Here is a 22,115-nt window from a genome sequence, read left to right on the forward strand (position 1 = left end):
GATAACTGTCATAGTACGGGGCGGCTATAGTCAATACCGCTTGATTCACTATTGGGTTTATCCGGTACGACTGTGATTGTGGTATCGCCGGTGCGAATGATGATCTTGCAGCCGTTTTCATTGGCAACTTCGGCATACCGCTTGAGATCATTTTTGCGGATCGTGGCTGGCCTAGTCATCCCTTCTTCTCCCCTAATGGGCTGGCTGCGGGGATGGCCTCTGTCACTTCTCGTCGCTCATGCGTATCAAGGCCCATGCATCCGTCTTCGCTGTAATGATCAAGCGCCGCCTGTACGGCCTGCTCTGGTATGGTCATGGCTTGTGCGTCCGCCATCACCGCAACTCCTTCATCGCAGCAACGAAATCAATAATCGGCTTAAGGTTGATGGTTGCCTCTGTCCCATCATCGAGGATCATAAACAGCGTATTGCCTTCGCAGCGGTGCAGTGATGCATCTTCATCGAAATAATCGGACACGTTATCAAGCTGGCACTTTGCTTGAAAAATCAGGTCTTCGTAGTCAATCATCGGGGTCAGTTTCACGATGGGATACCTTCGCTAACAGGGTGACCGAATACGTCGCGCTTCCGTGGTGGGAGTTGTTTGTTGAGGCGTTTGGGTGATTTATCCTTGGTGGCGAGTTTTGAAGTTGGTCGTTTCATTCCAAGGTGTTTTTCTTCTCGCCTTTTTGCTTCTGCAATGACGGCAATGTCCTGTTTGGTTTTCGGCTTATGGCAGCATTCTACTCCGAGAAGCTGGCCGTCCTTTGCGGTAAGGCGCTGGCTCTTATCAATCTCAAGTGCATCGGGTTTGATGTGATCGACGTGATAAGGCTTCTTGCCCAATATTAGACCGCACCCCTCACAGGCGATTTCGCCGTTTGGGAGCATGGCGCGCTTAACTATTTCGGCGTAAACTTTCTTACTGAATTCACGTCTAGCCATCACACATCCTCCGAGAAGTCAGTTGCGGACAGAACAATGTCTAGGTGCTGCGCAAACTCAAGATCGGTCAGCTGGCGCACTTCACGTGCAAGCTGAGTGTGCGTTTCCACATATCTTGCGGCGTTAGCTTTCGTACGGTGTGCATACGATGGAGCGCGTAAGGGAATGGCGGTCATGCTGCCTCCAAAAATGCTAGAGGATCGTAGCCGACAGCTTCGGCGAGCTTCGCCATTGCTTGATCCATGTAGGTGCAGAATTCCTCATGGTTCATGGCTTCGAACGAGATACTGTCAGTCGCGATGTAAGATGAGCCATCAAGGTTGTATCTAATCTCGACGTAGCCGCAGGCACGCTTAAGAGCGTCGTGGAGCTTTTCGGAAGTAGGCCATTTACCCGTGGCCTTGACGACTTCATTAAGAGCCTTCCAATAGGTCCGGAGCTGTGGCCTTGATCGTCTTGTCAGTGACACCAAGTTGAATTCCGTTCCGATGGGGGCAGCCAACAGCATTTCAGCATCGAACCCAGATACTGGCTGTAATCCTCTTGGCGTTTTCCGAACCACGATGTTGGGTTTTTCTTTTTTAGACATCACCTCCACTCCATGAAAAACGGGATTTCATCGTCGAGTTCGTTCGAGAAGTTGGCTGGTTTGCCTGCGTGGTGTGACGGTGATGCTTCGCCGCGCTCTTCCCGCTTGGGAGTGTCAAAATCGATCTCATTGATGCGGATGGTTGGATATGACTTGCCGTTGTGCTCGCGCATGCCAAAATCGCCATTTGCAGTAACGCGTGTTCCTTTGCGCAGATATTGCTCTAAGCTTTCGCCGCGCTTCCCCCAGATCGACGCGTCAAACCAGATAGTGCTTTTGTTCTGGCCGTATCCATCATCAACGGCGACTGTGAAGCCAAGAACAGCATCACCATTTTGTGTGCGACGCAGGATTGCGTCCTTGCCTATGCGGCCTGTGATTGTGATGTTTTTCATGATCAAGCCGCCTTCTGTTCTTCTGGGAGTGAGTTGCCGTAATCGGTGAATTCCTGCCTCAAATTCTCTTGCCAATCCGCAGGTAACTTGCGGCGAAGTTCCTTGCATTCTTCGTCTCGCCACCATCGGCGAAGATCGTCGCGCGTTGTATTGAGGCGCATTTCCTTTTCGAGGGCAGAATAAGTGGCACGGGCTTCGACATTCTTGGGTGCCGGCTTGTTTGCCTGCTCGTCTCGCCGATATTCTTTTTCGACTTCGGCTACGTACTTTTGGTCATCCCATCGTCCGAGAAAAATGTTGGCCGCTATACCAAGCTGAGATGCGGCTTTAATGATCGCATCTGTGAGGCTTTTCTTCGGAGCATCTTCATCCGACATGAGACCGTTGCGTGTTTTCATCAAAGCCTTGGTTTGACCGTAGGCTTCGTAATAATGCTCACGCTTGGTGTGCCAGAAGCGGACCCGGCACCAATGTAGAATTTCATCACCTAGCGGCGTGAAACCCTCTGTCAGCACCTCCCATCCGAACCCCTGACCGACGGGGCCAAACATGTCTGTAAGGCATTTGATGATATATTGCGGATTAGGGGACGTGCCTTTGTATGCTTTGCCGCTAATCGCCTTCGTGTATTGCGGATCAATATCCGCGTGGGCTTCCCATAGATCGAGGTTGCTCATTACTTGCTCCTGATCATCAAAGAGTGAACGCCAATGGAGAGATGCGCGCCGGGCAATTCGTTACCCGCCTCAAGCGCCTCCTTGATGGCTTTCATGTCTGGCTTCTTCTCAATGCGGTAAAAGCCCTGCGGTATTGCATCGAGGTCCGAAACTTCCGCTTTGACGCGGGGCGATATCACGCTGTAGGTCGCGAAGGGTGTAACGAGCTTTTCGACGTTGGCTGCGTTCAGGATTGCCAGCGACAGCGCTCGGTAGCCGTCTGCTTGCTTTTCAAAGCGTCGTTGACGGTCAGCCGCATCGTCCTTTTCCGATTTAGCACCGGCGGCGAGCGCTTCCGCTTTCCGAATGCGACGATATACACGGTGCAAAAACTCAATCGCACTGGTTTCACCGTCTATCATATCGACGCGCAATTCCTCGTCGTCAGCAAGCTCCGGATTGCCAGAGACAAGCTCTGCTATTTGTGCTTGGATGCTGGACAGATCGGCCTTGAGATAACGGTCAGTCATCCTGCCATCCTTTCACGCTCCACACGGCGTTCTTGGCGTGCGCGCATCAGTAAGCGTTTAGCCTTTTGCCAGTTTTCATCGAAGCTCCGGAAATAGCGCTCGGCATGGTCATCCATTCCGAGTTCCATGTACCCTCTGGCATCGGAGCGATAGGATAGTGCGGTACGGCGCTGTTTCTGCGCTGCCGTGAATAGGAGCTTCGAATAGGTCATGCTGCTTCCTTTCGATATTCGATTGCCTCAAGGGGGCAGATTTCGTTGAAAATGATGCGAAGCTGATCGCGGAGTTCGCGGGGCAGAGCGCGCTTTAAAAGCTGCTCGATTGCCTCCAGCTTCTCATCATTGGTTGTGTTGGGGCTTGTGGCCGTTTGAAACAGCTTCACGCCTTCTATGGTGAGGTGATCAGTCATCTCAGCACCCCACCGCCAGCACCAGAAACGGCGCGACTAATGCGAAAATCGGAAGGGTGATTGCTTCAAGGCGAGTGAGGTAAGGCATGATCACACCCCACGACGGTCAGTGAAGGCGCTATCAGAGCGGCAAGCTTCAAACGTGGCAGCATCAATGGCTACGCGAGGACCAGTGCCATTCTCCCAAGCTGCTTTTGACCGCATGAATTTCACGTCACCCCAAGCTTTCTCAAGGCAGATTGCGAAGTCCCTAGCGTTGTAATCGGCTGGTACATTTTGCCAGCGACCATTAACGCGCTTGGTTTTCGTGTTGCTCAGCCGGTACATGCGATAGCGGCTATGGGCGCGGATCATGACCTCTGATTGCAGGCTGGTGTCGCGGGTTTTGTCGACCGGCTTCATTAGGCCTGTCAGCGCTTTCGCAAGGTCGTTTCCGGTGACTTGGTATGTCGTTTGCATTTTCTGCTCCCAACTCGGTTGTTGAGAGCAATGTGACACGCTATGGCGTGGCAGTCAACTGTAAAAACACGCTATAGCGTTTTAATTGTATTGCCCACCCCCCGCGAACCGTGTAGAATCAGTTGCAAAGAATGAGGTGCGATGGCTTCCCAATCTTTCTCCGATTTGCTTCACTGCGATGGGGAGTGGAGGGGGAGTAAATGGGAAAGCAACTCGTTCTAAAGTTTGACGGCGGGAAAAGTGCACAGCACGTTATCAGTATGGGGGAGCTCGGACGGTCACTCACCGGAATTGATAAAATTTCAAATGCCGGGCTGATCCTCTTTGCAGAAGGAAGGTTGCCCAAGAGAGGTGAGCGATCTGTTTTATTGGTTGTCGCATCGGAACCTAAGAAATCATCCGTATCTATTGCGTCAGCGCTCGAACAGGCCCCCTGGGTTCTTCCGCTTGTGAATGAATTGATTGCCAATCACGGCGTAGAGCTTCTTAAGCAGTTTATCAGTTGGGTTCTCATGCACTTAGGCGGAAGAAAGAAAGAGGCGGATGTGCATTTTCAGGAATTGATGTCCTTAACGCGTGAATTGAACGCCTCGCGAGATAGTTCTGATGAAAGATGGCACCAGACCTTGTTGGCTTTCGTCGATAAATTCGCACCCGCCGCGCGTGACGCTGTGACTCCAGTTGGCGGAACCGCGCGTAGACTTGTCATTTCTTCAGACGATGGGAGTGCTATTGCAGAAATTGATGAGCCAACAGCAGATGCGATCCGGGCGAGAAAAGGTGATGAAGTGGAAGATCTCATTGAATTGATCGTAAAGGTTGATGGCATTAGCCACCATAAAAAGCAAATTCAGGTAGAAAATCCAGAAGAGCCTGGCAGGTTTATCAATGCCGATGTTCGTGACCCTGTGATGGATAACGCGCCAAACATTTATTCAGAAGCAGCAAACGTGAAGGGAAGCCTTCGCGTTCAAGCGAAAAAAGTACGTAGAGAAGGCCGACTACATCGGCTCTACATCATGGATGCAACTCAAGTGTAAGGAATGCCGCACATATCCTAACGATCCGGGGGGGCGTGCCTCGGATTGTATGTTCCATCATCACGCGTCAGACAAACATCATGATCACGACGCCGCCCAATATCACAAAGATCAGGCCGGAGATTAACATCGGTCTCAGTGTGCTGCCTTGTGAGTCTCCACCGCTGGACTGGTCGCCGGATATGGATATGTCGCGCTCCTGCGAATGATCCTCTTTTGCCATGGTGCGCCCTCCAAGACATAAGCATACAGAATTGAGCTTGATACGTTAACCCAAAAACACCTTCCGTCTCGCCAGTTGCTGAAACACGGACATTCGTCATAAGGTTATTTTATGATTACATTTCCTTGGTGGGCGGCCATAATTATCGTCATGTCGATCTACTGGCCGATTACCGTAATGGTGGCGGGGACGTTAGTCGTGACCGCATTTTTGGGGACGAAAAGCGTTGGATGGCGAACGGCTTGGATCGTGCTTGCTGTTCTGATCGTTGCCCCGGTTATCTGGTTCTACACGCTCGCATAACAGCGAACTGTGCTAAATGGTGGTAATAAAATACACCATTTCTATGGCAATCGTCAGATGAACGTGCTATATATGTTTTAGCAGTCAAGCGCCGGACAACCCAAAGCATTCGAAAGATTGCAGGCGAGTAATCGCAATTATGGGCCGGGGGGCTGCTTTTTTATTTCCATAATTCGACCATCCTCAATTGCTCTGGGATAAGTTCGCATTCTTCGTGATTAGGAAGAATTTTTATTCCATAGCTTAAATAGTTGTTATCGCGACGGTAAATGATGGGGCGCAATATCTCCGCGTAGCGTTGTTCACAATTGCCGTACATATCTAGCTCTAACCCTGATGATATTGAGGACGCTACTATATCGGCGAGTTGCAATGAAGCATTACGGCTATGATCTTGCGCATCTACCGCCGAAATATCGATAACAGGCCAATGAATGCTGCTACCTTCACGCCCTTTGTTTTTGAGCCGCGTCAAATAATCTCTAAAATCATTGTAATTCATCCCTCCACGGCGAGAGAACATTATAGCCACTTGGCCATTGCCCTCTGGGACTTGAGGGCGCATATCTCTACATAACCACGACACGCGCTCGATTAAGTAGCGACAAAGATAAAAATAGAGTTGGTTTTTCTTAGAATATATCCCTTCCGGAATTTTTCCTTTTGCAAGATAAAATGCTGACAGCGCGCACAGGTTTCTCAGCAAGGGTCTGAGCCGCTACCAGTTTTTGCCCATGATTCAAATGAGCGAAATGGATCTCACGGCTTTTTTTGTCCGGCATTTTAGCAAGGATCTCATCTCGCCATTTTACAGCTTCTAGATAATTCGATTTACGAAAGAGTAGGGCGGAAATGACAAGCCAGTGCGACGACCCACCCCTGCTGCCTACGGTCCGGAAATTTCTAAACCCATCGTCGCCGGATTCATCTATGAATGCTACATAGCTATGTGACACGGAAAGCGCCTACAGTTAGTAAGTAAAAAAGGAGCCAGCGGCTTTAGTTTTGCAAGGCAAGCTAAATAAGTTTTACTTTTTCGGCAACAAATACACCGCCAGCACCGCCACAAGCAGCACTATGCCCAACCCTTCCGCGAACGAATACCAATAAGCTCACCTGATAGACGCCGCTGTCCAACAAGGAGCGGCATGCGTAAAGCATTGCCTTAAGAATGAAGTGTGTGCGTCTGTGCAAGGTTGCCCCCAATAATCCACAACCAGAATTTGCGTCTATTTTCGCGCTCAACGCAAGATGTAGCGGCGACAATAAACTTATCCCCGCCTCTTAACCATCCGTTATCCTAGTTCTTGATTTGTTCTGTGAATCAATGCAGCATAAGTGTGGAGCGGAGGAAGTGATGAGAGAAATGGCACAATTCTTATCAAAATGGCGGGTCTTAACAGAGGAAGAGAAGTGGAAATTCATTCGTCTTCTTGACGATTGTGATCTTCAAGTAGAACAGAGAGTGCCTTACGCCGCTCCGCGCTCGCCGAGGAAAGATGTTTCATGATTTCAAGGTCGGCACCGGATAACTTGAAACCCGTCAGTACGTATACAGCACTGGCGCTTCCAAGAACCTCAAGAATGGCCATAAATTTATCCACGGTCGGGCGCTTGCCGTTCTTGACCATCTGCTGAACATAATTCTCGCCGCACTTGGCCGCTAGGCTGATGGCCTTCATGCCACGTCCATCTGCCTCGATAAGCTCAACGAATCTTTCGAACCACTTGTTATCCATGTGTTTTATATAGCATGTGTACGCTTTTGCGTGTTGGACGTTATAGCGTGTCTTGACTGACACGCTTTAGCGTGGCATTGTGCATTTATGAGCACGAAACTTTTAAACGACATCGAAGAATTTCTGTCTGAAACGGGCATGAGTGCGTACACGTTCGGGTTTGAAGCCGTTCGGAACGGGCGCCTCGTCGAAAGACTGCGTATGGGGCGAAGAGTTTGGCCTGAAACGCAAGCAGAAATTCGTGCGTTCATGCGAGTGGAGAGATCAAAGCGCATCTCTAAGCGCCAGCGCAAGAATGCGAGGGCGGCATGAACTGGCAATACGTTGCATCTTCTGTGATTGCCGAGGTTCACAAGAGCCTCCCGTCCGACGCCGATCTCAAAACTCGCAAGAGGGCGTTGAGGCAAGCACGTCCATACGAGTTTCGTGTCACCAGTTGGGGTCGAAAGGTTTGGGCAAAGCATGCTCGCAACTACCTCGAAAAGCACGGTTTAGAGCCGCTTGCTATGAAGCGCGGTAATAGTCTGCCTTTGTCTCCTCTGGAGCGCATGATGCAGAAATCCCTTTCCCCTTCATCTGCCCCGTTAGCCTCCTCCCAAGCGGCAGATGAAGAAAGCCGAGACGCAACCCCTCCCAACGTCTCGGCTTCCTCCTTTGGACAGGACATGCGGCGATGAGGAACTTTGTCGCTGTCCAATTCTCAAATCTTCAATCTGGTGCGGTTCGCACTGGTAACGGATGCCGGTGGCAGGGCTGGGGCTTTCCCGTCTGCAACCTTGAACACGGCAGGTCTCTGCTTGCCGTCATCCGTTTTATTCTCTCGGGCTTTCGCGGCTTTGCGAGCGTTTTGCAGAACTCTCCAGACCGCGTTCCCTACATGCTCCAATCCCAATCTCCTGCGTTCGTTTCGTTTCAGATCGTTCCCTACGACCTGAAACCTAGCGAAGGATTTTTGGCATGGGGTGCAAAGAATTTCAGTCAATGGAACATCAATTGGCTTCGGAGCGCAAAGTTATGAGTAGCTGCGAACTAGTGGATAGAGCCGGACAGTATGTCCGAGACATGACGGAGAAAGAAGCAAGAGGGTGGGGCGATCATAGCCGTGCTCTCAAGCGCCTTAGCCGTCGATATGGCTTGTCTTATTGGACTTTAAACAATCTGCGCATTGGCCGCTCAAAGACTGTGGAAGCGTCAGTCTTTAGTCGCGTCCGTTCAGCTTATCTGGATTTCTGCGAGCGCCAGATTGCGCAACTTCAACACGAATTAGAACTCGAAAGAGCGGTGAGCAGTGATGCTGATATGGAGGATTTGGTCGGCGAGGCTTCGCAGCTTTTGGCGAAGGTTCGTCAAGAGAAGGAAGCATCGGCGTCTCTTCATCGAGCCAAGGTCAGGAGATGACGAATGAACTGGTTAGAGACCTTCATAATCGCAGCCGGTGCCGTTCTTGTCGCCGCATCTCTTATCTCGCTGATCAGCCTCTATTTTGCATGGAGTGTGATGTGATGATCACCTACCAGCAAAAGCTAGATCGGGTCGAGAAGATCATCCGCGAAAAGCAGTTGTGGATTAGTCAATTCTCGTCGGGTCGCAACAAGCGCCCTGATCATGAGATCGACAACCGCCAGCAAGACGTGAATGTGCTTGAGGAAATTGCTGTCGATTATCGCCGTGCAATTGCCAGACAGGCAGAAAGCGAGGCGGCATGAGATACGCAGCCAAACGAGATGCCGTAGAGCCGGAAATTGTCATGGCACTTCAACGTTGCGGCTTTTCGGTCATCCGAATGGATACGCCTGTTGATCTTCTCGCTGGCTTTCGTGGCGTTTCCTATCTGGTCGAAGTCAAAAGCGGATCGAAGGGTTACGCCAAATCCTTAAACCCAAATCAGCAGACCTTTGCCGCTCAATGGAATGGTGGGCCAGTTTATATCCTTCGTAGCTCCGACGACGCTATCGCTTGGGCGCAATCTGTTGCTGCCAATGATGATCTTGGAGAATGGCAGCATATCGCAGACCCCGTGAACGCAATCATTAAGAAGCTGAGGGCGCCACGATGAATGCTATTCCCACTAAAACTGAGTTCGTCATTGAGATTGAGCAGGAAGTTCTCGGCACGCTGTTGATGGGGACGGATTTTCGCCGTGTGCAGTCAATTCTCGAACCTTATCACTTTCTTGAACCTTCTCACGCAGAGATTTTCGCTGCCATTAAGACTGCTTTTGAGCGTATGAATTCCACCAAAGCCAATGTAGTGATCAAGCTGATTGGCGAGGATTTTCAGGAAGACTTTAAGACTAAAACTGGCTCCACGCTCATGTCCTACATGGCGAATATGGCAACCAACGCTGTATTCGGTCCCCCGTCATTAGAGAATACCGCAAAACGCATAGTTGATCAGTGGGCAAAGGCACAAATCGCCAAAGAGGCTGCCATACTTTTGGAAGCAGCGAATGATCCAGCATCAAGCCCTATCGAACTGGTTAAATCTTGCGGGCTGGCATTCGATGATATCCTCGCCGATGTTCGGCGCGGTCCTCGGCGGAAGTCGCAGCTTTCTATTAAGGACGCCACACAGAATGCATTCGCTGCCGCCAGAGAAGCTCAGGAACGCGGCTCTGGGCTTACCGGCCTCACATGGGGCCTTGTTGACGTTAATCGCGCAACGGGCGGAATTCACAAGCGCGACCTTACCTTGATCGGTGGCCGTCCTTCTATGGGAAAAACGACTGTTGGTCTTTCCACCTGTCTTAAAGTCGCACAGGCGGGGCACGGCGTGGGCTTCATCTCCCTTGAAATGGATGCTGACAAGCTGGCGGCACGCGCTGCCACTGATTATGCCTATGATTGGGACGTCAAAGTTCCGTATCAAGATTTGATCACTGGCAATGCGTCATTGTCTGATCTCGACAGTCTGCAAGCTGCGTCAAGCAGGCTCGATGATCTGCCCCTGCTGATTGAAGAGCAGTCCGGCCTCTCAATGACCGATATTCGCATCAAGCTCGAAAGCATGATGTTGAAGATGGAAGAAGCTGGCACCCCTTTGGAAATGCTTATGATTGATCATCTGGGGCTGATCAGAGCATCTAACCGCTATTCGGGCAACCGTACCAATGAAATTGCCGAGATGACAGCAGGGCTTAAATCCATGGCCCGAGAGTATGGAATTGCTGTTGTTCTCTTATCTCAGCTTAACCGTGGCTTGGAAAGCCAGGCAGACAAGCGCCCTCAGCTGTCATCGCTTCGTGATAGTGGCGCAATTGAGCAGGACGCTGACACGATCATCTTTCTTTACCGAGAGGCCTATTACCTCCTGCGTGAAAAGACGGACGACCCGTCAAAGCAGGCTGACATCGCCGCTAAGCTTCTCGACTGCGAGAATAAACTTGAGTTCGCCATAGCCAAACAGCGCAACGGGCCAGTCACTTCAATTGACCTGTTTGTTGATGTTGCCTGCTCGGCTGTCCGCAACATGGAAAGGTACTACTAATGAGCTTCCAAGCAATGACGTGGGCTGTAAAGCAGAAAGTCGGCAATGCCACAGGCAAGGCCATACTGTTGATGCTCGCAAATTATGCAGACGATGAAGGTAAGTGTTTTCCGGGACAGGAGAAGCTTGCAGCTGAGTGTGAATGCTCGCCTCGGACGGTGCGGGAATGGCTCGATAAGTTTGAGAAAATGGGCATTGTGAAGCGGGAAGAGCGTCGTCGCGAAGATGGATATCGCACGTCTGACTTGATCGTTTTGGACCTCGAAAGCTCACCGGCAGCAATTTCCCCGGAGAATAACAACAATCTCACCGGCAGTTCCTTCCAATCTCACCGGCAGGAAACTCCGAGTAACCTATTAGTAGAACCATTAGATAACCATCAGCAGCCGCGCGCGGGGGCAGGCAAGCCAGCCGACGACCTGTCGATCCTTCAAAGCAAACTTGTCGAAGCAGCTGGAGATAAGATCCACCCTCACGGTGTTTTTGATCTCAGTGCGATTATTGGCTTGATCTCGAACGGCGTGGATTTGGAAACCGATATTCTTCCAACCATCAGGGCCAGAGTAGCGACCATGCAGCGTCCAGCACGTGGTTGGGCTTATTTCGCCGACGCCATCAAGGACGCCTACAATCGCCGAATTCAGGCAGGAGAGGGGCTGGCCAAGCCGGTGCGAGTAGTCACCCCTGACGAGGACATGGCCCCTGAAACGCTCGAAGCAGAATGGCAAAAGCGGCTGAGCTACGCTCGCCGGAACCGTAGTTGGTTTTCCGCTGTATGGGGACCAATGCCGGGAGACGCGGGGTGCAGTGTTCCATCCAGCTTACTGCAAACCACAGACGGCAAGGATAAACACGGTTTCCGCTGGGACGATCAATCGCGGAGGATTGCGTAATGCAGGAACAACAAATGATCCAAGAGTTTATTTCCCTGCATGGCGTGCGTCGGTTTGAGCAAGGGGATTCTTCCAGCTTTCACCGCGTGTCTACCTTCCTCGCTGAGTACGGCTACACAGTGTCAGGCTCCCCAATGGGGATGGTGAATGTTCGTCAAGGCCGCGGCAGACCAAAGCGAATGGGTATGGCAAAGCTTATCACTTTGGCGGACGAGATTAGAGTTGCGCAGGGCTTGGAGCCTTTTAGAGCAATTCGCAAACGGCATCGTAATTAGGCGACGAGGAACACATGGCGGCGAAATCCAAAACCGAGCGGCGGAACGAGAAGAAGGCGAAGACCTGGCAGCCCAAGGAAGACGTTGTTTTCATTGACGTTGAAAATCCATTTTACAGCCGTGCGCATAACGTCAGCAGGACGAACCCTAGATTTATCAAGGCATCACACAATGTAAAAGAAAGCGCCATCACAAGCATGGCGGCGCGCGGTCATCTGTCAGTTGCGCAGGTTCGGGCAGCGAAGACATTCTGTTCGCTCTGGGAGGCGCTAGGCGGCTCAGGCGCGCGCGCTATTGATTATTCCAGAGAGCCTGTAGACGGAGGTAAAAACCCAGAGGCGATGACTGATAAGCAGATGCGGGCAGGGCAAGAACTCAAGAAATGCTCATCGCTACTCGGCGTCCTTGGGTATGAGCTCGTTTGCAAGATTGCAGGCATGGGTATGTCTCTGGAAGACGTTGCAGGGAAGGAGCGCCGCCGCCGTGACCATGCCGCAGACAGCCTCCGGGGGTGCTTGGAGGTATTAGCTGTGCATTGGGGGTATTCAAATGCCAAGCTCAGGGGGTGGACGGCATAGAGCACCCCGCCGAAGCAGAGTGTTTACCAGCCGTGCTTATCAAGCCAGATATGGAGGAAATAAAGAATGCCGGCGTATGCTAGGACAGTTAACGGGCCACCGATAAACCACCAAAATTCAGCGGTGGTCATGGGTTATTCCATATGCTTTGCGAAATAAAGCGCCCAAGCGCCGATCAGCAAGCCGCCGACTGGCATGATAAGTAGGGAAATCATTTCTAACGTGGTCATGGTTTCATCCTCTTGAGGATCGTGCTTGCCATATAATGTAAGCCACCGGATGCCAGAACGCAAATCGAACTCATCAGGATGAGAAACAGTGACGGCCCGGAGCTATTATATAATGCCGAAAAAATAGGGGCTAATCCGCCGACAGCAAATACGGCAATACCGATGCCGTTTAGGTATGTCGCCAGCAGTTTAATTCGCTCGTTGTGGATCAGGGTCATTTGGCTTAAATTTCCCTCTTAAAATGGAAAGTCGTCGTAATCCGTCCATGTTTCTGCAAATGAATTATAATATTGCACTTTACCAGTGTCATATATGCGGTACTCCTCTCCGCTAGATACTTTAAATTGAACCGCATTTGATAGGAATGAAATTTTAGTCACCAATGGATGGCCGACCAAAACATCCTTCGAGACCTCGGAAGGCATCTTTAATGTGGTTAACCGGGACGTGAACCTTTTTATAATGGTATCTGGACTGTCCCGATACAGAAGAGCCTCGTCAAGCAGTTTACGAACGGCTTCAACTTCTGATGGATAACCCTTCTCCTTCTGAAACTGAACAATGCGATCCACAAGTTCCTGGGGCAGTACGTAAACGCGCCGAAGTGTTGCTTCTTTATCTTTAGACATAGATATCACCAATTGCTTTGTCATTATGGTTGACATGGTCTTGACAACAAAACAATTGTCATTCAAATTGACATTGCAATGTTAACGGAGGGTGATTTGCCATCAGCGTACAAAGAAGCAAGGCGACAAAAACAGTCTAACGAACGGATTGTGTTTCTAATGTCGTCAGATGAATTGAAGGCTCTTGACGAATGGGGCGTGCCTGCGGGAATGCGGAGCCGCGCCGAAGCGATCAGGGTTCTCATAAGAAAAGGGCTGGAGGCTGTATCTCATGCGAACAGCTAAGGCCAAAACATCGGCGGGGTTCAATGCCGTAGGAAGCTCAACCCCGCCGATGTGGAAACCACGCAGACGTTTGCGCGTCCGCGTAATCATCAACTCGGTATTTGAGGTACCAAGATGACCGAGATAACAAATATCACAAATAACACGTCCGTGACAATGTCCAGCCGCGAGATTGCGGAATTGACCGACAAGCAGCATCGGAACGTAAAGCGCGATATTGAAAAGATGCTGGTTGACCTTGGGGAAGATGCGCTCAAATTTGAGCACATCTATCTCGACAGCATGAACCGGAAGCAATCCGAGTATCGCCTTGACCGCGAATTGACCGAAGTTTTGCTGCTCGGATATAGCGCGCAGCTCAGGCGGAAGGTACTTGCTCGCCTTCGTGAGCTGGAAGGTATCGCGACAAATCCGACACAGGCGCTCAATGATCCGAATACACTTCGTCATCTTCTTCTGGAGAATGTTGAAAAAGTAATCGCGCTTGAAAGTCGTGTTGAGGAAATGCAGCCAGCGGTTGACGCTCTTGAACAAATCGCGGAAGCGCACGGCAGCATGAACCGGACGGAAGCAGCAAAGCATCTCGGCATTGCCCCTCATATGCTTTGCCGTTGGATGAGAACCAACGGCTGGACCTACCGTCGACCGGGATCAAAAGAAGATTTGGCGTATCAGTCCAAAATCAATGCTGGTTATCTGGAGCATAAAGTGAGTACTGGGCCTAAGCCGGACGGAACAGAGTGGATCGGAACGCAGGTTCGCGTCACTCCGAGAGGGTTAACCGTTCTTGCGAAGGCATTCCCTCAAGCGGCGAGGGCCGCATAATGCCCCTCGATATAGCCAAGTTCCTCGCCAAGTGGCGGACTCTTACCGAAACCGAAAAGTGGGCCTTCATCGCCAAACTCGATCAGAAGGAGGCGACCCAATGACACCCGCCCAACTTTTTGCATCGCTGAGCGCTGAGGATAAAATGAAAATCCTCAACGTTCTCCGCAGCTTAGTGAAAAAGGAGGGCGCATAATGTTAAAAGCCCCTCCATTCAACAAAGCAATACTTGATGCACAAATCAAGGTAGCGGAAATCAAAGTGGTAGCTGATCGACTTGCTGAACTAATGAAAGAGGTCCACGGCGGCAGCGCCAGAGTCGATATCAAGCACGATGCCGGAATGATCCTGATTACTACCGTTTAACAGAGCGCCCTACGGGGCGCTTTTTTAATAAATCCTTGACATGTGTGCATGGGATTGGCATGATTCGTTTAAGGTGCAGAGTTGCGCCCAGATTGCAGCGGCTTACGGGCCGCTTTTTCATTGTTGACAGGATGCTCCGACACTGAAAGCATCAGAAGCATGTTGTTACGGGCTTTCTTCCTATTCGTTGTTGGATTTATTCTTACGGGTTGCGGTAACTGCAACATGTTGGGGGGCCGACAGTCAGCACACTGTAATGCTGGATTGGCCACAGGATTAGTCCTTGCCTCCCCTGTCTTAATTCCGATGGCGATAGCCGATGACGCAAGGGCGAGTTCAGTTCCAGCGCGACCGATTCAAAAGTTTGAGCCAAAGACTGAAAGAGAAAAAGAACTGTATCGTGCAGCAGGCGGGAAAATCTAGCAGTGAGGAAGATCGGAACTTCGATTGGGCTCAGGCACGGAATGAAAGACGCCGACAAAGGTGTGCTGAGAGGCAGAAGGCGGCTTAGCGGCTTACGGGCCGCATTTTTATTATTGATTAACTATTGCTTGCGGTAGATTTCAAAATTGACGCTATTCGGATAGGTGTTGCTGAATAACTACAGACATTTCTTTCAGATTTAATAATGTGTGTTCAATTATTTCATTAGTCTGGAGAACACAATGAATACTAAAGCTCTTCTTCTCGCTTCTACAGCCTTCTTTGTTGGCGTCGCAGGTGCAAATGCTGCCGACGCAATCGTTTATCAAGAACCTGCTCCAATCGTCGAGGCCGCTCCAGTGTTCTCATGGACCGGTGCGTACATCGGCGGACAAGTGGGATACGGCTGGGGGCGTTCCACATTTAGCGATGAAGTAGATACCCTTCGGGTAAAGCCAGACGGCTTCCTCGGTGGCCTTTATGCCGGCTATAACTTTGACATGGGTAACAACTTTGTTCTCGGTGTGGACGGTGATGTCACCTATAATGACCTTGAGGCAGGTTACAGTGAAACCGATCCAGATTTTGACATTACTGCAAATGTAAACAGTAAGCTTCGTTGGTCAGGTGCTGTGCGTGCACGCATGGGTGTCGCAATGGACCGCTGGATGCCATACATCGCGGGTGGTGTTGCGTTCGGTAGCGTGAAGAATTCAGCGTCGATCTCTGACGGTGTGGAAAGCATTGGTGTTTCTCAGAGCAAGACACTCACCGGTTGGACTGCTGGCGCGGGTGTGGATTACGCTGCAACGGATAATGTCATCGTGCGCTTGGAATACCGTTACACCGATTACGGTCACAAAGATTTCAGAGTTGGGAATGAAGATTTCAGCTTCGAGGCCCGCAACAAGTTCAAGACCCACGATATTCGTCTTGGTGTCGCTTACAAATTCTAAATAGAGACTGATTTAATCCAGAGCCGCCTTGTTCGCAGGGCGGCTTTTTCTTTGAGGCAACACTTCAACGGAATGCGAGGCGGTGAAAGCCGTGAAGGTTGCGGTTCGTTCGTGGCCGTTACTCGCAAGTAGCTGACGGCCAGCGAAGATAGCCGTAGTCGGTTAATGGTGGCGTAAAGACGTTGTGAGAGCCTCGCCCAAAAGGGTCCGACTAGCGCACATATCCTCCCTCATGCAGTACCGCCCCACCTATAAGGGTAGCGCGAGCCATGAGGGATAACATCGCGACAGGCGAACAGGCTTGCGGATTGTTAGCTTCGAGGACTTATGAAACAATTAAGTTTCGGCCTTTGTCTTTAGCGATGTACATTTTCTCATCTGCTTCCAGTAATGCGTCATTTAGGTTGAAGCCAGGCTGACAGATACTGATGCCGATACTCGCAGAAATGTGTATTTTCAGATTATTTGGCGCGATGACCCTTAACGAGTTGATTTTTTGCCTGACAGTTTCTGCAAACTGGGCGATCTGTTTTGGATCGGGCGTAGAAATAAATACGCTAAATTCCTCTCCGCCTAATCTGCCGACAAAGCCGGTGTTCTTGGTTAAGTTTGACAGTAAGAGACCAACTTTACGCAAAGCATAGTCGCCGGTTGCATGTCCATGTGTGTCATTAATTGCTTTGAAATGGTCGAGATCGATAAACAGCAGCCCACCGGCTTCGCCGCTGTCGCTGGCTTCAGAAAGCCGCTCGAAGAAGGCCTGCCTATTTAGCGTCTCGGTTAAGTAGTCTCGGCGCAAGTTCTTTAGTAGCTCACTATGAGTTTTTTTTAATTCTTCATGTGCGGAAATTAATTCCTGCTTAGCGATACGTAATCGTTCTGAACTCAAATGATGGAGAGCAGACACCGGAGCAGCAACAGCCAACGGACAGACAATTGTCATGATCAACCCGGCTCCGGCGAGCTTTCCTCCTAGAGGCGGAACTAGAATACTTGATATTAGAAGTGATAAAGCTATCGCTAAAATAGTAGTAGCAAACGTTTTTATTGCAATTCGTTGATAGTTAATCATGACGGCAATTCATAAACTCAAGGGCTTAAAGGTGAGGTCTGCGGCTCTTATCGTTTCAGCTTGATTAGTTCAGTATGAATTCACGATCGGAATAGAACAGCTTCTCGTGTTAAAGCAAGAAGCATTTTCTTTTGGCGTAATTTCTTATTTTTATTGGAGAGGGCAGGTGTTCCGTGGATTATGTAAGGTGGCTCATATCGCTGTTGACACCGCGACCATGCCGGTAGCTCTCGCAGCAGACATTGTGACACTCGGTGGTGAGCTTACTGACAGGCACGAGCCTTATGCGGTGTCCAAAGCGAAGAGTATTGCTGAGAAGGCGGAAAGCCTGTTCAACATTGATGGTGATCAATGAAGGATAGCCGTAAGTCCAGCACTCAGCGTGGATATGGCTATAAGTGGCAGAAGGCGCGGGAAGACTTCCTCAGCCATCCTGACAACGTGCTTTGCGTCATGTGCACAGACAGAGGCATCACCACAGTCGCCACCGTAGTAGACCATATCATTCCGCATAAGGGTGATATGAAGCTGTTCTGGTCTCGCAGCAATTGGCAGCCATTGTGCAAGCCATGCCATGACCGGGACAAGCAGGCCATCGAGAAGGGCGGAACACCTCGACCCGACATCGGCGTCGACGGGTGGCCTGCCTAGCGATTCACTTTTAGGTTGAGGTGTGATAGAAAATAAACGGGCCGCTCTGGTGTTGGAAGCACCTCGGCAGCCCTGACCAGAAACGACGATTGGAGCGTCGAATGGCTATCAGGCAAATAACATGCCGGCAATGTGCTGCGCAAATCAAAGTTTCAAAAGGGTGGAAGAACGGTCGGTTCTGTTCGGTATCGTGCAGGGATAAGCACTACCGGCAGCGATCTGGCATTGAGCCCCGGTGGCCTGACGGCATCCCTGCCTGTCATAAGACCCATGTGTGCCGTTGGTGTGAAGTCGAGTTCCAGCCTAAACGAGCAGGCCGCACGACCTTCTGCTGCGTCGAGTGCTCAGTAGAGTGGAGAGCCGCCGTAGCGCGGGTAACGAAGCGCGCAGTCTACAGGGTGCGTGTGCGGCGTCCTGCTGAGAAGCCCACTCCGGTCAGGCTATGCCGAACATGCAATGAAGTACCAATCGGGAAGGGCAAGCAGCGGTGTGACTCCTGCAAGCAGGTAGCGTCTGCTGAAACAAGGCGGCGCAACCGAGAGAAGATGAAAGCGAGTGGCATGCTTCGAGCCTATAGGAAGGCTAGGAAGCTGCGTCTTCGCGGCGTGACAGTCGATCTGGTGAACCCGCTCACGGTACTAGAGCGCGACAAGTGGCGATGCCAACTATGTGGAATTAAAACACCACGTCGCCTTAGAGGTACGTATGAGCCGAACGCACCCGAAGTGGATCACATACTGCCAATATCTCAAGGCGGCGAACACTCATACACCAATGTTCAGTGCGCATGTCGGCAGTGCAACATCGCCAAAGCGGGCAAGCCTCTAGGGCAAACTCTGCTGTTTGGGTGAAGCATGACGGGGGGCGGCCAAGAAGGCTAGACCCCTCCGCTTCTAGACCGATGGCGGTCAACAAAAACTATAAACCGTAACAGAAAACTTTTTTCATTCAGGATTGGTGGATAATGGCAAAGCGCGGCAGGAAGTCTGCAGCGGCGCTAGAAATCGCGCACGCTCCTGGCTCTATTGAGACTATCGAGCGCCCCGACGCACCTTATGATTTAACGGATGAGCAAGCGGAAGAATGGTGGGCGGTGGTTAATCGGCTTCCCGCTGATTGGTTTCCTCGTGAGACGCATGCAATGCTCGCAGACTATTGCAGGCATGTAGTGAAGTCGCGTCGCATATCGCAATTGGTGAATGATGCGGAAAACGCGCCTGAGATCGATGTTGGCACTCTCGATAAGCTTTACAAAATGGCTGAGCGTGAGAGCCGGGCAATTTCGTCGCTCGCTACCCGGATGCGCATATCGCAGCAAGCTACTTCCACACACCGGGCCAATAAGGGTACGAAAGGCATGAGGAAACCTTGGGAAAGCTAACCCGTGCTGAGCGGAATATCGCTTGGTGTGAGCGCTTTATCCGCATACCCGAAGGACGGTTCGTCGGCCAGCCGCTAAAGATGGCCGAGTTCATGAAGGATGACTTCCGCGCTATCTTCGATAACCCGCACGGTACGCGTCGGGCGATCATCACGAGAGGCCGCAAGAATGCCAAGACCGTTGAAACAGCAATGCTCATGTTGCTGTTTTTATGCGGACCGGAAGCCAAGCCTAACTCGCAGCTATTCAGTGCCGCGCAGTCTCGAGAGCAGGCGGGCGTTCTATTCGCTCTGGCTGCGAAGATGGTGCGCCTGTCGCCGGACCTGTCGTCAGTCGTTACTGTCCGTGACACTGCCAAGCAGCTTTATTGTGCCGAACTAGGGACGCTCTATCGGGCGTTGTCGGCGGAAGCATCAACCGCGTTCGGCTTATCCCCCCGTTTCGTTGCGCATGACGAACTGGGCCAGGTGCGCGGTCCACGTTCAGAATTGTACGAGGCTCTTGAGACTGCAACGGCGGCGCAAGACGATCCACTGTCAGTTATTATTTCGACACAAGCGCCGAAGGAAAGCGACTTGCTGTCGGTGCTTATAGATGACGCCAAGACTGGCGCAGACAAGCGCACAGTGTTGCGGATGCAGACGGCACCGGAAGACTTGGACCCGTTCTCAGTTGAAGCTATCAGGGCGGCTAACCCCGCTTTTGATATATTCATGAACCAGACGGAAGTGCTGGCAATGGCTGAGGATGCAAGACGGATGCCGTCTCGTCAGCCTGAGTTTGAAAACCTTGTTCTCAACCGTCGCGTTGAGATGCACTCGCCCTTTGTATCTCGCTCGATATGGGCAGCTTGCGGCGATCCCGTAGCCAAGCGCTTCGATGGTCCTGTCTATGGCGGGCTTGACCTATCGAGCGTCAATGATCTGACGGCGAAGGTTTATGTCTCGTGGGTTGACGGCCTCTGGCACGTCAAGCCAACGTTTTGGTTGCCCGGAGAGGGGCTGGTTGAGAAGTCGCGCAATGACCGTGTCCCTTATGATATTTGGCACAAGGATGGTTTTTTACGAACCACGCCCGGGCGCACTGTTGATTACGAGTTTGTAGCGGCAACGCTTTTTGAAGACTGCCAGCATATGGATGTTCGTAAGATTGCCTTCGACCGATGGAACTGGCGACATTTAAAACCATGGTTACTCAAAGCAGGTTTTACGGAAGACCAGCTTGAAGGCGATAACGCCATCTTTGAGCAGATGGGGCAGGGCTACCAGTCCATGTCCCCAGCCCTCAGAGATTTGGAAAGCGATTTGCTGGATGGCCGCATTGCGCATGGAAACCATCCGGTTCTGACAATGTGTGCGGCTAACGCTGTGGTGACCGCTGATCCCGCAGGTAATCGAAAACTGGATAAAGCAAAAGCCACGGGTCGCATTGATGGTATGGTCGCTCTAGCCATGGCGCGTGCGGTTGCTGGCACTTATCAGGAAAACGAGGATGCCGGGATGGATGATTACTTCAAGAGCCTGGCAGGTGTATAGTGAACCTATTGCAACGCATGGCCTATAAAGCCGCGACTACGGTTTTGCGGAACCTGACTGTTCGCGAGCCGGATGGCTGGCACACGGACGAAATGCGCGGCGATGCTGGTGAGATCGTAACGAGTGAGTCAGTGCTCGGCCTTTCGGCTGTATGGGCGTGTGTGAACCTCCTTTCCGGCACTATCGCCAGTTTACCGCTCATGGTTTATCAGCGAGACCGGGATGGCGAGCGCGTGGTTGCGAAAGATCATCCGCTCTACCGTGTCCTGCACGACAGCCCGAACTACGATCAAACGTCCGTAGACTTCTGGGAATATGCCTGCGCTGCCATTGAGTTATGGGGCAATGCCTATGCTCGCGTAGAGCGCAGTGCGGGACAGGTTCGCGGCCTTCATCCGGTTAATCCAGCGCTTGTGTCGGTTCGACGTTTATCCAACGGAACTCTTGAATATCGATGGTCCGAGGATGGCAAGTCCTATGTCGAGACCGACCGGACAATGCTTCATATTCGGGGCTTTGGCGGCAATCCCCTCGGGGGCATGTCCACGCTGCATTTCGGTCGGAACACATTCAGCCTGGCTCGCGCCATTGACCGCTCGGCCGGCGGCACATTCAGGAACGGCCTACGTCCATCGTTCCAGCTTGTTTTTGAGAAGTGGCTCACTCCTGAGCAGCGGAAACTCGCTGAAACTGTTCTTATGGAGAAGTATGCTGGCGCGATGAATTCGGGTCGCCCATACATCTCCGAGGGTGGCGCGAAGCTGGAGACGCTATCCATCAATCCGGAAGACGCACAGATGCTCGAGTCTCGCGGCTTTTCGGTTGAAGAGATTTGTCGCTTCTTCGGCGTTCCACCGTTTATGATTGGTCATACAGAGAAAACGACCAGCTGGGGCACTGGCTTGGAGCAGCAGACGCTAGGGTTCCAGAAGTTTACCCTGCGTCGTCGGCTCAAGCGCATTGAGCAAGCTTGTGAGAAGCAGCTGCTGACAGCGGAAGACAGAGCGGGCGGTGTCACCATTGAGTTCAACCTTGAGGGGCTCCTCAGGGCAGATAGCGCGGGCAGGGCGCGTTTCTATCAGCAAATGACTGCCATTGGTGCCATGACTATCAACGAGGTTCGCGCGCTTGAGAACCTGCCGCCAGTTGATGGTGGCGATCTACCAAGAATGCAGATGCAGAATGTCCCCATTTCTGATGCGGGGCAAGAAGCGCTACGGGCACCAACAGCCGAGGAATAGGC

Annotated in this window: 38 protein-coding genes; 20 read left to right on the forward strand and 18 right to left on the reverse strand. The window is 51.4% G+C overall.

Going from position 1 to position 22,115, the window contains the following annotated elements:
* Positions 1-8: 8 nt before the first annotated feature.
* From C7374_RS15980 to C7374_RS12025, 11 genes are all read right to left on the reverse strand, one after another.
* A complete protein-coding gene (locus C7374_RS15980) occupies positions 9-179 on the reverse strand; it encodes a hypothetical protein (RefSeq protein ID WP_158527821.1) in 171 nt (56 codons plus the stop codon).
* Complete coding sequence (locus tag C7374_RS15985) at positions 176-334, reverse strand: hypothetical protein (protein ID WP_158527832.1); 159 nt, start codon at positions 332-334, stop codon at positions 176-178. The genes C7374_RS15980 and C7374_RS15985 overlap by 4 nt, the downstream gene beginning before the upstream one ends.
* Entirely contained in the window at positions 334-543 is a 210-nt protein-coding gene (locus C7374_RS11985; RefSeq protein WP_146612732.1) for a hypothetical protein, read from the reverse strand. Before C7374_RS11985 ends, C7374_RS15985 begins: the two co-directional genes overlap by 1 nt.
* Positions 540-944 (reverse strand): hypothetical protein, encoded by a 405-nt coding sequence (locus C7374_RS11990; RefSeq protein WP_111575866.1) that lies wholly within the window; start codon positions 942-944, stop codon positions 540-542. Before C7374_RS11990 ends, C7374_RS11985 begins: the two co-directional genes overlap by 4 nt.
* A 172-nt stretch (positions 945-1,116) precedes the next feature.
* Positions 1,117-1,533, reverse strand: coding sequence for a hypothetical protein (locus C7374_RS11995; RefSeq protein WP_111575867.1), 417 nt, complete (start codon positions 1,531-1,533; stop codon positions 1,117-1,119).
* On the reverse strand, positions 1,533-1,928 hold the full coding sequence (locus tag C7374_RS12000) for a single-stranded DNA-binding protein (RefSeq protein ID WP_158527833.1): 396 nt from the start codon (positions 1,926-1,928) through the stop codon (positions 1,533-1,535). Before C7374_RS12000 ends, C7374_RS11995 begins: the two co-directional genes overlap by 1 nt.
* Positions 1,929-1,930: 2 nt before the next feature.
* Entirely contained in the window at positions 1,931-2,605 is a 675-nt protein-coding gene (locus C7374_RS12005; RefSeq protein ID WP_210205120.1) for an exodeoxyribonuclease VIII, read from the reverse strand.
* Positions 2,605-3,114, reverse strand: a complete 510-nt coding sequence (locus tag C7374_RS12010; RefSeq protein ID WP_111575869.1) for a siphovirus Gp157 family protein — start codon at positions 3,112-3,114, stop codon at positions 2,605-2,607. Before C7374_RS12010 ends, C7374_RS12005 begins: the two co-directional genes overlap by 1 nt.
* The gene (locus C7374_RS12015; protein WP_111575870.1) at positions 3,111-3,326 is read right to left on the reverse strand and encodes a hypothetical protein; all 216 of its coding nucleotides are present in this window, start codon (positions 3,324-3,326) and stop codon (positions 3,111-3,113) included. Before C7374_RS12015 ends, C7374_RS12010 begins: the two co-directional genes overlap by 4 nt.
* Entirely contained in the window at positions 3,323-3,523 is a 201-nt protein-coding gene (locus tag C7374_RS12020) for a hypothetical protein (RefSeq protein ID WP_111575871.1), read from the reverse strand. Before C7374_RS12020 ends, C7374_RS12015 begins: the two co-directional genes overlap by 4 nt.
* 90 nt (positions 3,524-3,613) lie before the next feature.
* Positions 3,614-3,982: a hypothetical protein gene (locus C7374_RS12025; protein ID WP_111575872.1), complete on the reverse strand. Its 369-nt coding sequence runs from the start codon at positions 3,980-3,982 to the stop codon at positions 3,614-3,616.
* 200 nt (positions 3,983-4,182) lie between these two features.
* On the opposite strand from C7374_RS12025, the gene C7374_RS12030 reads away from it, so the two are divergent.
* Positions 4,183-5,022: a DUF7946 domain-containing protein gene (locus tag C7374_RS12030; protein ID WP_111575873.1), complete on the forward strand. Its 840-nt coding sequence runs from the start codon at positions 4,183-4,185 to the stop codon at positions 5,020-5,022.
* 67 nt (positions 5,023-5,089) lie between these two features.
* Here C7374_RS12030 and C7374_RS16190 read toward each other — a convergent pair whose 3' ends face one another.
* On the reverse strand, positions 5,090-5,245 hold the full coding sequence (locus C7374_RS16190; RefSeq protein ID WP_170130248.1) for a hypothetical protein: 156 nt from the start codon (positions 5,243-5,245) through the stop codon (positions 5,090-5,092).
* Positions 5,246-5,356: 111 nt separating this feature from the next.
* On the opposite strand from C7374_RS16190, the gene C7374_RS12035 reads away from it, so the two are divergent.
* A complete protein-coding gene (locus C7374_RS12035) occupies positions 5,357-5,548 on the forward strand; it encodes a hypothetical protein (RefSeq protein WP_111575874.1) in 192 nt (63 codons plus the stop codon).
* A 160-nt stretch (positions 5,549-5,708) separates the two neighbouring features.
* On the opposite strand, the gene C7374_RS12040 is transcribed toward C7374_RS12035, so the two are convergent.
* The 3 genes from C7374_RS12040 to C7374_RS12050 form a co-directional block, all read right to left on the reverse strand.
* Positions 5,709-6,254 carry a DUF3800 domain-containing protein gene (locus C7374_RS12040; RefSeq protein ID WP_111575875.1) on the reverse strand — a complete coding sequence of 182 codons (546 nt, stop codon included), beginning with the start codon at positions 6,252-6,254 and terminating at the stop codon, positions 5,709-5,711.
* A complete protein-coding gene (locus tag C7374_RS16580) occupies positions 6,181-6,504 on the reverse strand; it encodes a DUF3800 domain-containing protein (protein WP_111575876.1) in 324 nt (107 codons plus the stop codon). The genes C7374_RS12040 and C7374_RS16580 overlap by 74 nt, the downstream gene beginning before the upstream one ends.
* A 465-nt stretch (positions 6,505-6,969) precedes the next feature.
* Complete coding sequence (locus C7374_RS12050) at positions 6,970-7,287, reverse strand: transcriptional regulator (RefSeq protein ID WP_111575877.1); 318 nt, start codon at positions 7,285-7,287, stop codon at positions 6,970-6,972.
* 87 nt (positions 7,288-7,374) lie between these two features.
* Between C7374_RS12050 and C7374_RS12055 the strand changes: the two genes are divergently transcribed.
* The 9 genes from C7374_RS12055 (at position 7,375) to C7374_RS12100 (ending at position 12,519) form a co-directional block, all read left to right on the forward strand.
* Complete coding sequence (locus C7374_RS12055) at positions 7,375-7,599, forward strand: hypothetical protein (RefSeq protein WP_111575878.1); 225 nt, start codon at positions 7,375-7,377, stop codon at positions 7,597-7,599.
* The gene (locus tag C7374_RS12060) at positions 7,596-7,964 is read left to right on the forward strand and encodes a hypothetical protein (protein WP_245412651.1); all 369 of its coding nucleotides are present in this window, start codon (positions 7,596-7,598) and stop codon (positions 7,962-7,964) included. Before C7374_RS12055 ends, C7374_RS12060 begins: the two co-directional genes overlap by 4 nt.
* A 337-nt stretch (positions 7,965-8,301) precedes the next feature.
* Positions 8,302-8,685 carry a hypothetical protein gene (locus C7374_RS12070; protein WP_245412652.1) on the forward strand — a complete coding sequence of 128 codons (384 nt, stop codon included), beginning with the start codon at positions 8,302-8,304 and terminating at the stop codon, positions 8,683-8,685.
* Between the two features lie 101 nt (positions 8,686-8,786).
* Entirely contained in the window at positions 8,787-8,993 is a 207-nt protein-coding gene (locus C7374_RS12075) for a hypothetical protein (protein ID WP_146612733.1), read from the forward strand.
* The gene (locus C7374_RS12080) at positions 8,990-9,343 is read left to right on the forward strand and encodes a PDDEXK family nuclease (protein ID WP_210205121.1); all 354 of its coding nucleotides are present in this window, start codon (positions 8,990-8,992) and stop codon (positions 9,341-9,343) included. The genes C7374_RS12075 and C7374_RS12080 overlap by 4 nt, the downstream gene beginning before the upstream one ends.
* The gene (locus C7374_RS12085) at positions 9,340-10,773 is read left to right on the forward strand and encodes a replicative DNA helicase (RefSeq protein WP_111575882.1); all 1,434 of its coding nucleotides are present in this window, start codon (positions 9,340-9,342) and stop codon (positions 10,771-10,773) included. The genes C7374_RS12080 and C7374_RS12085 overlap by 4 nt, the downstream gene beginning before the upstream one ends.
* 14 nt (positions 10,774-10,787) lie before the next feature.
* Positions 10,788-11,666: a helix-turn-helix domain-containing protein gene (locus C7374_RS12090; protein WP_245412653.1), complete on the forward strand. Its 879-nt coding sequence runs from the start codon at positions 10,788-10,790 to the stop codon at positions 11,664-11,666.
* A 14-nt stretch (positions 11,667-11,680) separates the two neighbouring features.
* Positions 11,681-11,941 carry a hypothetical protein gene (locus tag C7374_RS12095; protein ID WP_245412654.1) on the forward strand — a complete coding sequence of 87 codons (261 nt, stop codon included), beginning with the start codon at positions 11,681-11,683 and terminating at the stop codon, positions 11,939-11,941.
* A gap of 14 nt (positions 11,942-11,955) precedes the next feature.
* Entirely contained in the window at positions 11,956-12,519 is a 564-nt protein-coding gene (locus C7374_RS12100) for a hypothetical protein (protein WP_245412655.1), read from the forward strand.
* Between the two features lie 466 nt (positions 12,520-12,985).
* Here C7374_RS12100 and C7374_RS12110 read toward each other — a convergent pair whose 3' ends face one another.
* Complete coding sequence (locus C7374_RS12110; protein WP_146612734.1) at positions 12,986-13,378, reverse strand: hypothetical protein; 393 nt, start codon at positions 13,376-13,378, stop codon at positions 12,986-12,988.
* A 399-nt stretch (positions 13,379-13,777) separates the two neighbouring features.
* On the opposite strand from C7374_RS12110, the gene C7374_RS12120 reads away from it, so the two are divergent.
* A complete protein-coding gene (locus C7374_RS12120) occupies positions 13,778-14,488 on the forward strand; it encodes a phage antirepressor KilAC domain-containing protein (protein WP_111575888.1) in 711 nt (236 codons plus the stop codon).
* Here C7374_RS12120 and C7374_RS16490 read toward each other — a convergent pair.
* Entirely contained in the window at positions 14,467-14,589 is a 123-nt protein-coding gene (locus C7374_RS16490; RefSeq protein ID WP_280969986.1) for a hypothetical protein, read from the reverse strand. The two genes, C7374_RS12120 and C7374_RS16490, sit on opposite strands and share 22 nt — an antisense overlap.
* A 94-nt stretch (positions 14,590-14,683) precedes the next feature.
* On the opposite strand from C7374_RS16490, the gene C7374_RS15990 reads away from it, so the two are divergent.
* Together C7374_RS15990 and C7374_RS12130 are read left to right on the forward strand one after the other, a co-directional pair.
* Positions 14,684-14,854, forward strand: a complete 171-nt coding sequence (locus tag C7374_RS15990; protein WP_158527834.1) for a hypothetical protein — start codon at positions 14,684-14,686, stop codon at positions 14,852-14,854.
* A 665-nt stretch (positions 14,855-15,519) separates the two neighbouring features.
* Positions 15,520-16,233 carry an outer membrane protein gene (locus C7374_RS12130; RefSeq protein WP_111575890.1) on the forward strand — a complete coding sequence of 238 codons (714 nt, stop codon included), beginning with the start codon at positions 15,520-15,522 and terminating at the stop codon, positions 16,231-16,233.
* A 325-nt stretch (positions 16,234-16,558) separates the two neighbouring features.
* Here C7374_RS12130 and C7374_RS12135 read toward each other — a convergent pair whose 3' ends face one another.
* On the reverse strand, positions 16,559-17,305 hold the full coding sequence (locus tag C7374_RS12135) for a GGDEF domain-containing protein (protein WP_111575891.1): 747 nt from the start codon (positions 17,303-17,305) through the stop codon (positions 16,559-16,561).
* Positions 17,306-17,492: 187 nt separating this feature from the next.
* Here C7374_RS12135 and C7374_RS15995 point away from each other — a divergent pair, with 187 nt between their 5' ends.
* The 6 genes from C7374_RS15995 to C7374_RS12165 all read left to right on the forward strand — a co-directional run bounded on the left by C7374_RS15995 (position 17,493) and on the right by C7374_RS12165 (position 22,113).
* Entirely contained in the window at positions 17,493-17,660 is a 168-nt protein-coding gene (locus C7374_RS15995; protein WP_210205122.1) for a hypothetical protein, read from the forward strand.
* Positions 17,657-17,956 (forward strand): HNH endonuclease, encoded by a 300-nt coding sequence (locus tag C7374_RS12145; RefSeq protein WP_111575893.1) that lies wholly within the window; start codon positions 17,657-17,659, stop codon positions 17,954-17,956. Before C7374_RS15995 ends, C7374_RS12145 begins: the two co-directional genes overlap by 4 nt.
* 560 nt (positions 17,957-18,516) lie before the next feature.
* A complete protein-coding gene (locus tag C7374_RS16585; RefSeq protein ID WP_425358003.1) occupies positions 18,517-18,807 on the forward strand; it encodes an HNH endonuclease in 291 nt (96 codons plus the stop codon).
* Positions 18,808-18,920: 113 nt separating this feature from the next.
* Positions 18,921-19,337: a hypothetical protein gene (locus C7374_RS12155; protein ID WP_111575895.1), complete on the forward strand. Its 417-nt coding sequence runs from the start codon at positions 18,921-18,923 to the stop codon at positions 19,335-19,337.
* A complete protein-coding gene (locus C7374_RS12160; protein ID WP_210205124.1) occupies positions 19,325-20,872 on the forward strand; it encodes a terminase large subunit in 1,548 nt (515 codons plus the stop codon). Before C7374_RS12155 ends, C7374_RS12160 begins: the two co-directional genes overlap by 13 nt.
* Entirely contained in the window at positions 20,872-22,113 is a 1,242-nt protein-coding gene (locus C7374_RS12165) for a phage portal protein (RefSeq protein ID WP_111575896.1), read from the forward strand. The genes C7374_RS12160 and C7374_RS12165 overlap by 1 nt, the downstream gene beginning before the upstream one ends.
* The last annotated feature ends 2 nt before the right edge of the window (positions 22,114-22,115 follow it).

The organism is Falsochrobactrum ovis, from assembly GCF_003259955.1.
In the GTDB taxonomy this organism is placed as follows: domain Bacteria; phylum Pseudomonadota; class Alphaproteobacteria; order Rhizobiales; family Rhizobiaceae; genus Brucella; species Brucella ovis_A.